The 14,474-nt window shown below is 62.5% G+C and carries 12 protein-coding genes; 2 read left to right on the top strand and 10 right to left on the bottom strand.

Features of this window, described 5'->3' with window-relative positions:
* Positions 1 to 72: 72 nt before the first annotated feature.
* Both HP546_RS15045 and HP546_RS15050 read left to right on the top strand, forming a co-directional pair.
* Positions 73 to 996, top strand: coding sequence for an EamA family transporter (locus tag HP546_RS15045; protein WP_172226792.1), 924 nt, complete (start codon positions 73 to 75; stop codon positions 994 to 996).
* Positions 997 to 1,015: 19 nt separating this feature from the next.
* Entirely contained in the window at positions 1,016 to 1,885 is an 870-nt protein-coding gene (locus tag HP546_RS15050; RefSeq protein WP_172226795.1) for an aldose 1-epimerase, read from the top strand.
* Positions 1,886 to 1,933: 48 nt separating this feature from the next.
* On the opposite strand, the gene HP546_RS15055 is transcribed toward HP546_RS15050, so the two are convergent.
* The 10 genes from HP546_RS15055 to HP546_RS15100 all read right to left on the bottom strand — a co-directional run.
* Positions 1,934 to 3,232 (bottom strand): MFS transporter, encoded by a 1,299-nt coding sequence (locus tag HP546_RS15055; protein ID WP_172226798.1) that lies wholly within the window; start codon positions 3,230 to 3,232, stop codon positions 1,934 to 1,936.
* 157 nt (positions 3,233 to 3,389) lie between these two features.
* Entirely contained in the window at positions 3,390 to 4,286 is an 897-nt protein-coding gene (locus HP546_RS15060; RefSeq protein ID WP_172226801.1) for a LysR family transcriptional regulator, read from the bottom strand.
* An 87-nt stretch (positions 4,287 to 4,373) separates the two neighbouring features.
* Positions 4,374 to 6,410 carry a pyridoxamine 5'-phosphate oxidase family protein gene (locus HP546_RS15065; protein WP_172226804.1) on the bottom strand — a complete coding sequence of 679 codons (2,037 nt, stop codon included), beginning with the start codon at positions 6,408 to 6,410 and terminating at the stop codon, positions 4,374 to 4,376.
* Positions 6,411 to 6,437: 27 nt separating this feature from the next.
* Positions 6,438 to 7,067 (bottom strand): glutathione S-transferase family protein, encoded by a 630-nt coding sequence (locus tag HP546_RS15070; protein ID WP_172226807.1) that lies wholly within the window; start codon positions 7,065 to 7,067, stop codon positions 6,438 to 6,440.
* Between the two features lie 175 nt (positions 7,068 to 7,242).
* Entirely contained in the window at positions 7,243 to 7,794 is a 552-nt protein-coding gene (locus tag HP546_RS15075) for a UPF0149 family protein (protein ID WP_172226810.1), read from the bottom strand.
* 91 nt (positions 7,795 to 7,885) lie between these two features.
* Positions 7,886 to 8,875, bottom strand: coding sequence for an asparaginase (locus tag HP546_RS15080; RefSeq protein WP_172226813.1), 990 nt, complete (start codon positions 8,873 to 8,875; stop codon positions 7,886 to 7,888).
* The gene (locus HP546_RS15085) at positions 8,872 to 10,026 is read right to left on the bottom strand and encodes a hypothetical protein (RefSeq protein ID WP_172226816.1); all 1,155 of its coding nucleotides are present in this window, start codon (positions 10,024 to 10,026) and stop codon (positions 8,872 to 8,874) included. Before HP546_RS15085 ends, HP546_RS15080 begins: the two co-directional genes overlap by 4 nt.
* Before the next feature lie 10 nt (positions 10,027 to 10,036).
* Positions 10,037 to 10,933 (bottom strand): nitrilase family protein, encoded by an 897-nt coding sequence (locus tag HP546_RS15090; RefSeq protein ID WP_172226819.1) that lies wholly within the window; start codon positions 10,931 to 10,933, stop codon positions 10,037 to 10,039.
* 134 nt (positions 10,934 to 11,067) lie between these two features.
* The gene (locus tag HP546_RS15095; protein WP_172226822.1) at positions 11,068 to 13,005 is read right to left on the bottom strand and encodes an FAD-dependent oxidoreductase; all 1,938 of its coding nucleotides are present in this window, start codon (positions 13,003 to 13,005) and stop codon (positions 11,068 to 11,070) included.
* 144 nt (positions 13,006 to 13,149) lie between these two features.
* A partial coding sequence (locus HP546_RS15100; RefSeq protein ID WP_172226825.1) for an acetolactate synthase large subunit occupies positions 13,150 to 14,474 on the bottom strand: 1,325 nt, incomplete at its 5' end.

Genomic DNA, 14,474 nt, shown 5'->3' on the forward strand with positions numbered 1-14,474 from the left:
TGTGGGAGCTGGCTCGCCGGCGATGGGCTGCAAAGCAGCCCCCTACGCGAAACCTGCAAATGGATCCTGCACATGGCTGTCCCCTCCTCTGCTGCAACCCTGTTCCCGCGCAAACTGGCAATCGCCCTGCTGGCGCTGCTGGCCTGCTCATTTGCCGGCAACCACATCGCCGCACGCATCGCCTTCGATGACGGTACCGGGGTGTTGCTGGCAATCCTCTGCCGCTCGGGCATCACCTTGCTGGTGCTGGCCTGCCTCCTGCTATGGCAGCGCCAGGCACTGGGCCTGCCCGCCGGTACCCGCCACTGGCAGTTGGTACTGGGCCTGTTGATCGCCGCCCAGAGCCTGTGCCTGTACTCGGCAGTAGCGCGCATTCCGGTGGCCTTGGCGCTGCTGGTGGGCAACACCTTCCCGATGCTGTTGGCCCTGCTGACCTGGGCACTGGGCGGCGCCCGCCCGACCGGCCGCACCGTGCTGTTCATGGGGCTGATCCTGTGTGGCCTGGTACTGGCGCTGGATGTGCCGGCGCGCCTGGCCGACAGTGGCGCAGCCAACCCGCACTGGGCGCTGGGCGTCAGCCTGGCCTTCGGCGCCGCCTGCGCCTTCGCCTGCGCGTTGTGGATCACCGACCACAAACTGGCCGGTGTGCGCGGGCCAGTGCGCAGCCTGCTGACATTGCTGATCGTGTTCTCCAGCATGCTGGTAGCCGGCTTCAGCGGGGTGATGCCGTCCGGTCTGTCACTGCCGGGCAGCAGCAGCGGCTGGCTGGCGCTGGCCAGCCTGGTGGTGCTGTATGGCCTGGCCTTCACCTTGCTGTTCGTCTGCGTGCCACGGCTGAACATGGCGCAGAACGCACCGGTGATGAACGTCGAACCTATCGCCACCCTGCTGCTGGGCTGGGCTTTGCTCGACCAGCAACTGAGCCCTCTGCAACTAATCGGCGGCGCCGTGGTGGTGTGCGGCATCGTGCTGCTTACCTACCGCCGGGCCAGCTGACTTTTCAAAGGAGCCTTGAATGGCTGTGACCGAACTGCACCTGCAGGACCGCCTGACCCGCCTGAGCCTGGCCCCGGAGCTGGGCGCCAGCCTGGTGAACTGGGAAGTGAGTGCGACCGGGCAGGCGCTGCTGCGCCATTCCGACCCGGCCGCACTGGCCAGCGGTACGCCACGACGCCTGGGCTGTTATCCGCTGGCGCCGTGGTCCAACCGTATTGCCGAAGGTGGTTTTGCCCGCCCCGAGGGGTGGCAGGCCTTGACGCCGAACACCGGGCATGACCCCTACCCCATTCATGGCAGTGCCTGGCAGCAGGCATGGCAGGTGGAGCACCACAGTGAACGGCGTGCACGCCTGACGCTGGACAGTAAGGTGCCATTTGCCTACCACGCCACACTGGATGTGCATCTGCATGAGGGCTGCCTGAACCTGGACCTGCACGTGACGCACCTGGATGAGCCAGCCACCTGGTATGGGTTGGGGCTGCACCCCTACTTCCCTCGATATCCCGATACCAAGCTTTATGCAGCGGCGCGCAGGGTATGGCTGGCCGAAGATGGGCGGTTGCCGTCGTACCAGGCCGAGATCCCCGAGCAGTGGCGTTTTCAGACCATGGGCCGGTTGCCCGAAACCGTGGTTGATCATGCCTTCAGTGGCTGGGCAGGAGAATGCTTGATCGAACAACCCAGTGCAGGCTATCGGCTGGCATGCAGCGCCAGCGGGGCTGAACACTTTTTGCTGTTCTGCCCGCAAGGACAGGGCTTTTTCTGCTTCGAGCCGGTTAGCCATCCGGTCAATGCCCATCACCTGCCGGGGCGGCCCGGGCTGCGGTTGTTGCAGCGAGGGGAAGCGATGAGCCTGGGGTTCCGGATGCAATATCGAGCGTTGTAACCGTTTCGCCTGGGGTGGGGCCGCTTTGCGGCCCCAAAATCTGACGCTTTAAGCGAGCGCCTCGGTCGACGTCGCCATCGGCTTGCCAGATGCAGCAACCCCACACACCTCCCGCGCCACCTTCCACACCAGCACCGCCGCCACGATATCGAACGCCGCCAGCACCACGAACAGCGGGCTGTAGCCAACCTGCGTCACCAGAATGCCGAACACCAGAGTAAACACCGCCGCCCCCAGGTACCCACACATGCCGCCCATGCCGGTGGCAGTCGCCACCTGATCCTTGCTGAACGAGTCAGAGGTGATCGAGTACAGCGCACCCGACAACGTCTGGTGAGCAAAGCCGCCGATGCACAGCAACAGAATCGCCGTATACGGGCTTTCCACCAAGCCGATGCAGGCCGGGCCGATCATGCAGCTGGCGCCAAACACCAGCACCATCTTGCGCGAGGTGAACAGCGACACCTTGAAGTAGCGGTGGAACAGCGGGCTCAGGTAGCCCCCCAGCACGCAGCCGATGTCGGCAGCCAGGAACGGCAGCCAGGCGAACATCGCCACTTCCTTGATATTCATGTGCCGCTCGGTCATCAGGTACAGCGGGATCCACGCGTTGAAAGTTTGCCAGGCCGGCTCGGAAAGGATTCGCGCCGAAGCGATGGCGTAGAAGTTGCGGGTCTTGAAGATGCGTTTCCACGCGCCTTTCTCACGGGTGTCCTGCTGAAAGTGCGCCTCCTGCCCGGCCAGGATGTAGTCGCGCTCCTGGTCGCTCAAGCGCTTCTGGTCGCGCGGGTGCTTGTACAACAGCATCCACAGCAGGGTCCAGACGATGCCCGATGCCCCGACGATGACGAATGCCAGCTGCCAGCCGCTGTGCAGGATCGCCCACACCACCAGCGGCGGCGCCAGCAAGGCGCCGAGCGACGAGCCAATGTTGAACCAGCCGATCGCCACCGAACGCTCCTTGGCCGGGAACCACTCGGTGGTGGCCTTGACCCCGGCTGGCAGGCCGGCGGCCTCGGTCATGCCCAACAGCCCGCGCATGAACGCCATGCTCTGCCAGCCCGTGGCCAGCGCCGCGCCGGCGCAGGCCAGTGACCAGGCCATGGCAAACACGGCAAAGCCCAGCTTGGTGCCGATGAAGTCGATGAACCAGCCCGCTATCGGCTGCATGAGGGCGTAGCAGATCTGCCAGCTAGCAACGATCTTGGCGTATTGCTCGGTACTGATGGAAAGATCGGTCATCAGGGTGGGCGCGGCCACCGAGAGGGTATTGCGGGCGAGGTAATTGACGACGAGTCCAGCCGTGACAAGGCTGACCATCCACCAACGGATGCCTTTCATCTTCATGGTTCACCTGAATTTTTGTTTTTAGAGTTGCGGGTGATTCGCGCTTATGCCGGCAGTGGCCATATGCGACAAATTGTTTCAGGCGGAAGCTTGCCACGTCATAGGTCATCGTACAACACTTATTGTTTCGAGATGTTTTTGCTGTTGTTGTACGATCTCAATTCAGCTGCTGTGCGCGCAGGGTCTGGGCGAGCATATCGATGAAGGCCCTGACCTTGGCCGAGCCATACTTGCTCTCCCGGTGCAGCACATGAATCGGCCATGGTGCTTCTTCATACTCGGCCAGGATCACTTGAAGCTGCCCGCTGGCCAGCTCGTCTGCCACCTGGTAAGACAGCAGGCGGGCGATCCCCAGCCCGTCGCTGGCGGCAGCGATCGCCCCATCGTTGCTGGTCACGGTCAACCGCGGCTTCATGCGCACCAAGGTCGGCTCATCGGTCACCCCAAAACGCCAGCCGGCGCGTGGCGACAGGTTGGTGGTGCCGATCACCGCATGCCCTGCCAGGTCCGAGGGGTGCGTGGGCATGCCATGGCGGGCCAGGTAGTCTGGGGACGCACACAGCATCCGTCGCACCCTGCCCACCCGCAGTGCTTTCAGCCCGGAGTCAGGCAACGGGCCAATGCGCACGGCCACATCCATGCCCTCTTCGACCATATTCACCACCCGGTCTAGAAAGTAGGCAGACACATCGACCTCGGGGAACTGCTGCAGATAGCGCACGATGCAGGGCATGACGAACTTCTTGCCGAACAGGATCGGGGCGGTGACTGCAAGTTCCCCTTTGGGTGTGGCGTTGATACCGGCGGCCGCTTCGTTGGCTTCGTGGATGCTGGCAAGGATATGCCGGGTGTCTTCCAGGTAACGGCTGCCCGCCTCGGTCAGGCGAACGCTGCGGGTGGTGCGCAGCAACAGCTTGACCCCCAGTTGATCTTCCAGGGCGCTGACGGCGCGGGTCACCGCTGCGGGGGAGATGTCCAGGCGGCGGGCAGCGGCGGCGAAGCTTTCCAGTTCGCCGACGGCGACGAACACCTTCATCAGGTGGATCTGGTCCATGCGGGCCTCGGGGCTATGAAGTGCGCAGATTATCTTTTATTTGGGCTTTTGGGGTTGTCTGGCCTGGCCTGTTCGCGGGCAGGCGAATCAGGCATCCAGCACCAACGCCTGCCCGCCCTCCTCCATCCGCGCCGGCACAGCACAGCAGATCAACACGGTCCCGGCATCCGGCATCTCTGCCGGCGGGTTCGGGTAATGCACCTGGCCACTCACCAGCCTGGTCTTGCACGTTCCACATGACCCGCCCCGGCAACTGAATTCCGGCGCCAACCCGCGCGCTTCTGCCAGCTCCAGCAGCGTACCGCTGCCGGGCGCCCAACGCGCCTCTTTGGCCGAAGCCGCAAAATACACCGGCACCGGCTCGCTGGCAGCAGGCGGCTGCTGCAACGCCGGCTGGGCGCCGTCGGTATGCCGTCGTAGCGTCGATGGGCCAAAGGCTTCCGCGTGGATCCGTGCATCCGGCACATGCACCCCGCGCAGCCCTTCATACAGGTCCTGGGTAAAACTACCCGGGCCACACAGGTAGAAATCGTAGTCGTCCAGCGCCAGCGTCGCCTTGACCTGCTCGATGCCCAGCCGCCCGACGAACTCATGATCACGCCCCACCACCGCATGGCTTTCCGGCTGGCTCAGGGCACGGTGCACGTGCAGCATGCCAGCGGCCTGTTGCTGCAAAGCTGTCAGTTCCTGACGGAACGGCAAGTCGGCCAGGCTGCGGGCGCCATGGAAAAGGTGAATACGCCGTGCCGGGCCGCTGCTCAGCTGCTCGCGCAGCATGGCCAGTAACGGCGTGATACCGACGCCCGCGCCGATCAGTACCAGCGGCCGGGTACTCTGCCGATCGAGGGTGAAGCTGCCCATCGGCGCGCGTACGTTCAGCACATCACCCGCCACAACGCGCTCATGCAGGTACCGCGACGCCGGGCCCTGGGCCTTGACGCTGATGCGCAGGTAGCCGTCGGCAGGCGCGCTGGACAAACTATAGGTGCGGATCAAGGCAGCCCCACCGTCAGGCTGGATCTGCACGGGAACATGCTGCCCCGGCGCAAAAGCCACGTTGCTGCCGGCCGGTGGCTCAAGGTAGAACGAGCGAATATCGCGGCTCTCCTGCTCCACCCGCAACACTTGCCAGGCCTGCCACTGGCGCTGTTGCTGACGTTGCTGGATACGCGCTGCGGCCTCGGACCAGGTACCGGTCGTCAGGCTGGTGGGCGCATACCCCTTGAACCCCCAGCGCAGCGAAACGGCAGTCGGGCGCCACACCACCTGTTCGACCTGCAATGTCCATAACCGCTCGGCGCCTTCGAACGCCTGGGTTACCGGGCTGTCCAGCAGCACCTCGGTACGGCCGCCGAGCTGCAGCACGTTGCCGTTGTGGAAATCGATGAACAGCAAGCCTGCCTGCGGGTTTACCAACAAGTTGCCCAGGGTGTTGAAGTGCAGGTTGCCGGCATAGTCGGGAATGGTCAGGCGGTTGCCTTCTACCTTGACGAACCCGGGCCGGCCGCCGCGGTGGGAGACATCCACCGAACGCTGGCCGTCGCTGTGCTCGACGTAGCTGGCGACGAAAAAGGTATCGGCCGCCTGGATCATGCTGACTGTCGCGGCGTCCAGTGTGCTCGCGTCGACACGTGCCTGGCGGGGCTCATCGACGCGGGTGTAGTCACGCAGCTGGATGTATTGCGGGCAGTTGCCGAACGCCTGCTCTACCATCACCTGCAATTGCCCGCCCGCAGCCTGGCGGATCTGCCCGTTGATACGGTTGCGCCGGCGAGTATGCAGCTCGATACCCAGCAGGCCGATCGCCTGCCCGGAGGCCAGCCCCGGGGTGGCAGGGTCATCTGCAGGCAACGTGGTATCGATCGTCAGCTGACGAGGATCAGGCGAACTGACGAACCCCTCCGGGCCTTCCAGCAGGGTTGCCCAAGGGTGGCCGTCAGCGTCCACGCTGGCAGCGATCATGAACGGCAGTTGATGATAGAAAATGCGGTGCTGGTCGGGCATGAAGTCACGAATGACCTTTTGCCCGAACGCCTCCATGCGCTCTGCTACACCCACCTTTTCCTGGAGGGTCTTCTCGCCGGCATGCCAGGGCGAGGGGCGGTGGTCCGAGTGCTGTTGCATGGCGGCGGTCCTCCCGATGGCAGGGTGTCAGGCGCTGGTTTGCAGCCCGATCACGGTACGCGGCATGGGCACGAAGCCTGGTAGCGCTTCGATCCGCGCCAGCCAGCTGCGCACGTTGGCATAGGGCTCCAGCGACACATTGCCTTCGGGAGCGTGGGCGATGTACGAGTAGTTGGCGATGTCGGCAATGGTCGGGCTGCTGCCAGCCAGGAAGGGGGCCTTGGCCAGCTCGGCGTCGATCACCTTGAGCAGGGTGTGGGCACGGGCGATCACTTCGTCGGTATTGAACGCGGCTCCGAACACCGTGACCAGGCGTGCGGCGGCAGGGCCGAAAGCCAGCGGGCCGGCAGCGATCGACAGCCAGCGCTGCACGCGAGCGGCTGCGGCAGGTTCCTCGGGCAGCCAGGTGCCGTTGTCGTACTTTTTCGCCAGGTACACCAGAATCGCATTGGAATCGGCAATCACAATGCCGTTGTCATCAATTACCGGAACCTGGCCGAACGGGTTGAGGGCCAGAAAGTCGGGCTGCTTGTGCGCCCCTTTGGCCAGGTCGACGAACACCAGTTCGGCAGGCAGGTTCAGCAGCGAGAGCATCAGCTCGATGCGGTGGGCGTGGCCGGACTTGGGAAAGTTGTAGAGCTTGATCGGGTTCGACATGGGCTTGGCTCCTGGTCAGCGCCGGGTTGGGCTGATGGAGCACATCCTGCACCGGTTCGGCTGGCAGCAGAATCCGTGCGCAGGGGAAACCATAATTTCGCTGAGCGGAATAATCGTCCAGTCTACACCGCCCTATCGCCGGCAAGACGGCGGTAGGGCCAATAGGCATGCCAAATCAGTGCAGCTTGTTGAAATACCGGAACAGCTCACGCGCGGCCTCGACCACCTGCGGCACGCAGGCCTGGATATCTTCTTCGCTCATCTGGTCAAGCAATTCGAAGTTGTCTTCCAATCCATGCAGCGAGATAGCCTTGAGCAGTTGGTCCTGCTCAGGCGGCAGTTCGGTCCAGCCAGCGATCTGGGTACCGCGCATGTAGCCGAAGCACCATTCCTCCATGACGATAACGCTGCCCTGCTCGCCTTCGTTTTCCTCGAACAACGGCTCGAAGTGATCGACGTCGTCGCTCAACTGTTCCGCCACCTGGCTGGCATAGCGCAGCATCAACGCGGTATAGGCCTCTTCATGTGCAGGCTTCTTGAACTTCGGCACCTTGCCACCGGCTACCGCTGGCAACCAATGTTCAGGGGTGACGGTAATCGGCGAGCTGGCCAGCGCGGTGAAAAAGCCATTGAGCTCGGCCAGGTTGAGCACCGAATAGTCATTGCCGTAAGTGATCAGCAGGTCCTCGAGGCGGACGAGTTCTTTTTCGCTGAGAAGGGGAAGCATGGATGGACATCCTGGAAAGCAAAAGTGTGTGCACACTAGCACAGCAGTGCCTCAAGAGCTGCCCGCGGCGGTCGCTACGCGGGCAGATTCGTTACTGAGACAACCAGCTTTGCAGTGCCGTTTGCTCACCGGTACCCAGCAGTAACCACAACAGAATGCGGCACTTGCGCGGGCAGAGCTGCCCGGCCATGTGCACCCCCTTGCGCTGCAGATCGATCTCGGCTCCGGCAAACTCGTAGGTGGCTCGGGCGGTCGAACCACTGCCGGTGCGGGTGGCAACGATCACCGGCAAGGCAGATGCGAGCTGATCCAGCAGCGCGGCCCAGCTGCCGGAAACATGCCCTGCGCCGAACGCTGCGATGACCAGCCCCTCGTAGCCCAAGGGTGCTACGGCTTGCAACAGGGCCGTATCCGCGTCCAGGCACACTTCCAGCAAAGCAACGCGGTGCTCGATTCGATGGGGCAGCGGCAACACATCGCGCAAGCCTGGCGGTTGGCGATAAACCACTGCGCCCTCCACAACATCGCCCACGCGGCCGCAGCCAGGCGACTCGAAAGCGGCCAGCGCCAGGCTGGCCGTCTTGCGAACCTTGGCTGCACAGTGGACCTGATCATTCATCACTACCAGCACACCACGTCCACGGCTGCCTTGTGCCAGCGCAACCTGTGCCGCACTCAGCAGGTTGGCGGGGCCGTCATTGCCCGGCTGGCTGGCCGCGCGCATGGCACCGGTCATCACCAACGGAACATCGAACGGCCACAGTAGATCAAGAAAATAAGCGGTTTCCTCCAAGGTGTCGGTACCTTGGGTAAGGATTACACCCTGCGCGCCCCGCTCCACTTCACTGCGGGCCCAGGCCAGCACGTCGAGCAGCGCCGCAAAGCCCAACGAGGCACTGGGAAGCAGGCCCAGTGTGGCGACTTCAACATCAGCCATATGGCGCAATTGCGGGACCTTGGCCAGTTGCTCATCGCAGCCAAGCGTTGGTCGCACAGCGCGTCCCGGAGCAGCTGCCTGCATGCTCACCGTGCCACCCAGGCTACCGATCGAGAGCCTGGGCAGTGGCACTCCCCCATTCATACCCCACCTCCGGCAAGCACCCCAACCAGCGGCACGATCCCCAGGGTACTGATGGCCATCGACAGCACATTGCCGATATAGCCGTGCATAGAGGCCGGCAAGCGCTGGGTAATGGCCACTGCCAGCGGCGGAGCTACCAGCGCGCCAAGCACTGCACTGGCGACAACCACCTGCCAGCTGCCACCGTGGGCAAGCACCGCTGCCGGGACGATCGAGACAATTGGAATGTAAGTGGGATACCACCCACGCGCCTGCCACTGGCGTCGCCAGAACACGACCCCGACCAGTGACGCCAGTGCCTGCCCGGCGATCATTGGCAGCAACAGCAGCGAACCATACGCCGCCGCTGACGGAGCGAGCATATAGGCCAGGAACGCGCCCAGCAGCAAGCCTAGGCTGGCCAGTTCATTCCCGTAAAATGGCGCTTCGCTGAAGTCAGCCAGCACGCGGCGCAAGGTCCAGACCACGCCGTAATCAGCCTGTACAGCGACGGGCTCGGATGGGGCCGGCGCGTGACAGGGCCTTACCCATGAGGGAAAACACTTGCACAACAGGAATGCCACAAGGCTTGCCAGCGCCATGCCGCTCACGTTGCCGATCACCGCCGGCAGCTGCAAGGGATAGCACAGGTAGTTGACCATCAAAAGGCTGGCTGGCGTTACCAGCAACGCGCCCAGCAGGGCGCCGGTTATCGTCACCCGCCAGCCTGCACCAAACAGCAGCACCATGGCTGCCGGCAATGACACGAAGGCAACGAAGGTCGGTTGCCAGGCACCACTGGCCAAGGTCCATCCCCACAATGCGTGGCTCAGCAGCAGGCCCAGCAATGAGCTGGTGAACACCCATGGCCACAAGCCGCTGCCGTAGCAAATGGCAAAACCCTGCCAACGGTATCCGCGCACATAGGCCCAGTGTGCCAGGCAAGCACCTAGCAGCAAGCCCAGGGCAGGCAGCTCGTGCTTGTAGAACGCCACTTCGCTGATATCGCCGACTATCCAGCGCAGGCGGCTCAGCGGCTGATCAAGCGTCGCCGCGAGTTGCCCATAGTCCGGCCATTGGCCATGGGCCAGGCTCACCACCAACAGCACCAAAAGGCAGGCGAATATCAACGCCGGCGAACGTTGCCGGTTCGAGAAGCGTAGCGTTTTCATCGGCGACTCCTCAGCGCGGCATCGGTGAATGCAAGCGATAGCCAAGCGCCGCATCGTAGAGGTCAGTGCGCCGATCACGGGGTAGATCGTTGAGGGTGTTCCAGATCGGTGCCGAACGCGCAATGCTGAGGTCGACATCGGCATACAAGATGCTTTCCTCCTCTGGGCCGGCCACTTCACCAATGGGCCAACCATTGGTTCCAGCGATCAGTGAACAGCCCAGGAAGCGTCCACCCCGCTCCGTGCCGATGCGGTTGGCGGCGGCAATGTAGACGTTGTTGACGTGTGCTGCGGTCATGGTCAGGTAGGACGCCATGCAGCGACCTGCTTCGTCGAACAGAGGGGGCGGTGTCCATACCCAGTTGTTCAGGCTGCAGATGATGTCGGCGCCCTGTGCGGCCATCAGCCGCGGTACCTCCGGGAACCAGATATCCCAGCAGATCAACAGGCCGATGCGGCCAATCGGCGTCTCGAACACGGGGAAACCCAGATCACCAGGGGTGAACCAGAGCTTTTCCTGGTTCCACAAGTGGGCCTTGCGGTAATGCCCAAGCAGGCCCTGGGGGCCGAACAGGACCGCACTGTCATAGAGCTTCAGCCCGTCACGCTCGGCAAATCCTGCGGCCAGGAACACCTTGTGCTCGCTGGCAAAGTCCGCCCAGGCGTTGAGGCTGGGGCCGTCGCGCAGCGTCTCGGCATGGGCATAGGCCTCAGCTCGGGTGTGGAAGGTGTATCCGGTATTGGCCAGCTCGGGCAGCACGATCAGATTGGCCCCTTCGCATACCGCGCGCCGGGCCAGTGCCAGCCCTCTGCCTAGGTTACCAACGCAGTGCTCAAGCCCGACCTGAGGGTCATACTGGATGACAGCAATACGTACGGGGCTGACTGGGGTGCCGTGTTCAGACATGGTGGCTTCCTTCTTATGGTTGTTTTGGAAGGACGCCAGTAGAGCGGGGATCGACCGGGGAGTGACAGTCGGGACACTCCCACAAGCCTGTAGGAAAAGGGACGGGATGCAGTAGGGCTCTGCCTACATCCGCGTTAGTTGTTAACCTGATATTGCGGATAATGCTCCAGGGTGAAGCCACCCAGGAACTGCGCCGAGGTGCGACTACAGAGGTTGATGACGACATCGACTGCGGTTCGCAGGCACGGCTCGGTCCAGCCAGCATCAACAGAGAAGGACTCTCCAGCCAGATACAGCCCCGACAGCTCACTGAGCTCGCGGTTGTATTTCATCAGGCTTATCGCCTCATAATAGGTCCCTGCGCGATACAGCTTTGCACAGCCCAATGCATTTTTATCCGTGATCCAGCGTTGTATGCGGATGTTTCGAGTATCGATGTAAGGCGATATGGCCTCACCTATATTGCTGCAGCGGAGAAGGATCCGATCGAGTTCCTTCACGCATTTGTTGGCCAATTCCTCATCGGAAAATGCTGCCAGTTTGGTGGCATCGTCCTCCCAGGTGTAACTGAGCAGAATGCAATCATCAGGGTAGTGGTCGTTGTAGCGGTAGGCATAGACGTCATGAACGAAACTGTCGGTGACGAGAATCTGCGGGATCGTTGAATGGCGGTCGAGGAAGCTTTTCTTCAGCGGTGCGTAGACCTTGCAACTGGTTTCCCAATGAGCATGCTTCCAGGCATCCATGATGGATTGAGGTAATACCTGGCGGCTGAAACCTTCAAGATGGATGTTGGTTTCGATTAGCCAGGAGGGGGTAGTGAGGATTACGCTGTCGAAATCCTGATGACAGGGTTGCGCTAGTATCGGGTCACTGCATTGCCAACTGTACCCGACCCGGATACGGCCATCTTCGAGCTTGTGCAGCATAGTTACAGAGCTGTCCGTCAGTAGCCCGTCCTCGCGTTGCAAGAGGTGGTCATACAGCGAACCATCGCCCATCCCGATATCCAGAAACATGAGGCTTTCGTCCATCGCCGCGATGCCCAGATACGCAGGGGCCTGGAACATGAGGCCTTTGCTGTCAGGGACCTTGCTGGCATCAAGATGCGGTGCAGCGTAGGGTACGCCAGCGTCATCAACCCGGCCGTGCACCAACTGCAAGTGGCTGCTGAAACCAAAGATTGCCGTGCGTAGCGGATAGAGGCAGCAAACGTCGTAGAACGCGCCCCAGCTGCCGTCACCGATGCCAATCGCATAGAAGATGGCCGACTCCTCGGCACTCATGCCTAAACCGCCAAAATTCCCCGGGTTTTCAGGGCTCCATGCCGCCAGCGCCGGCAACTGCACAAGCTCTCTGAATGACACCCGGTGATAGCGTTCGACGATGGCCGACCACATTGATTGCCAACTTTCCGAACCGTAGACGGCGGCGACCCGCTCGGCGAACTGCTCGGCAAAACGGTGCCATTTGGCGTAAACCTGTTGCAACAAGGCAGTCGGCGGCGGAGTGTTCCCTTCGGGATTGCGCCAGATCAGCAGGCTTGGGGTGGCCTCCCCTTCCAATTGCCCCTCACGCAGATAAATCCCGGTTGCATTCACCCAAGGGGTGCCAGGGTTAGGGAAGTCGGAAATCCGCAGTTCGAACAAATTAGCGTAATAGGCCATCAGAGAGCGGCCTGCTTTCGGGGGCTCTCCAGTCCTGTTGAAAAAAGGCATCCGCATCGCTCCCATTTCGAACGGGGTTGATGGTTGCTTGTGGTTTCCTGACTGGTTTGCCACCGTAAGGTGCCGCCCACCCACGCGACGGGATTGCTCGATTACCGTGATACGTGTGAAGCCACACCGCAGCAATTCACGCGCAGCAGTCAACCCGGTCACACCGGCGCCGATGATACAGATCCGGTGGCCTGGCTGGGTGGCGCGTGCAATACCTCCTTCTTGCTCGAGCAAGCGGCGGTAATCGAAGCAGAGATCTGGAGGGTTGGGGAAGCGTGCAGCCCAAGGGTGGGCAGGTGGCGTTGGTTCGATGGCCAAGTCTGCGGGATGGTTGTGCGTCGTTCCGATGGTCATGTACTCGGGCTCTCCAAAAAATGGGAGACCTGAGGGTGATTAAATATGCCTTATGGCAGGGGGTCGATATGTACAGCCAACCTGCGGGACATAACCGCGAGCCGACAGCGCCTCCCACCAGGGGCAGCGCTGTTGGCAGGGGGCTTATACCGCCAGCGCGCGCTCGCGTAGCTCACTGTTGAGGATGCGGTCGTTCTCGCTGTAGTCGACCGGGCAGTCGATCACGTGCACGCCTGGGGTCTTGATGCAGTGTTCCAGCAGCGGCAGCAGGCCTTCGGCGCTTTCCACGCGGTGGCCGTTGGCACCGTACGCTTCGGCGTATTTGACGAAGTCCGGGTTGCCGTAGTCCAGGCCGAAATCGGTGAAGCCCATGTTGGCCTGTTTCCAGCGGATCATGCCGTAGCCATCGTCACGCAGGATCACCACGGTGATGTGCATGTTCAGGCGCACTGCAGTTTCCAGCTCCTGGCTGTTCATCATGAAGCCGCCGTCGCCACATACCGAGATCACCGGGCGGTCCGGGTGCACCAGGTGCGCGGCCATTGCCGATGGCAGGCCGGCGCCCATGGTCGCCAGGGCGTTGTCCAGCAGCACGGTATTGGGCTTGTGCGCCTTGTAGTTGCGGGCGAACCAGATCTTGTAGATGCCGTTGTCCAGGGCAACGATGCCTTCGGACGGCAGTACGCGACGGATGTCGGCCACCAGCCGCTGTGGGTACACCGGGAAGCGGTCGTCGTCGCCGCCTTCGGCGATCTGCGCTTCGTTGGCCTCACGGATGGCCAGCAAGCGGGTGAAGTCCCAGTGCGAAGTGTCGTTCAGGGCTTCGCTGATCTGCCACACGGCGTTGGCGATGTCGCCGATCACTTCCACCTGCGGGAAGTACACGGCATCGACTTCGGCCGAGCGGAAGTTGATGTGGATGACTTCGGTGCCACCGCGGACCATGAAGAACGGCGGCTTCTCGATCACGTCGTGGCCGATGTTGACGATCAGGTCGGCCGCCTCAACCGCACGATGTACAAAATCGCCGGACGACAGCGCGGCGTTGCCGAGGAAGCGCGGGTGACGCTCGTCGACCACGCCTTTACCCATCTGCGTGGTGATGAACGGGATGCCGGTCTTGTCGATCAGCTGCTTGAGGACCTTGGCGGTCATCTTGCGGTTGGCGCCAGCGCCGATCACCAGGATCGGGTTACGGGCGTTCTGCAGCTTTTCCACGGCCGCTTCGATGGCTTTGTGCTCGGCCAGGGGGCGACGGTGCAGGCTGCGCGGGATCGGCAGTGCGTCGGTCTGCTCGGCGGCGATATCTTCCGGCAGCTCCAGGTGGACCGCACCCGGCTTCTCTTCTTCGGCCAGGCGGAAGGCTTCGCGCATGCGCGCCGGGATGTTGTCGGCCGAGGCGAACTGGTGGGTGTACTTGGTGATGGGGTCCATCATGCCGCACACGTCAATGATCTGGAAGCGGCCCT

Source organism: Pseudomonas sp. CM25 (assembly GCF_013179705.1).
Taxonomy (GTDB): Bacteria; Pseudomonadota; Gammaproteobacteria; order Pseudomonadales; family Pseudomonadaceae; genus Aquipseudomonas.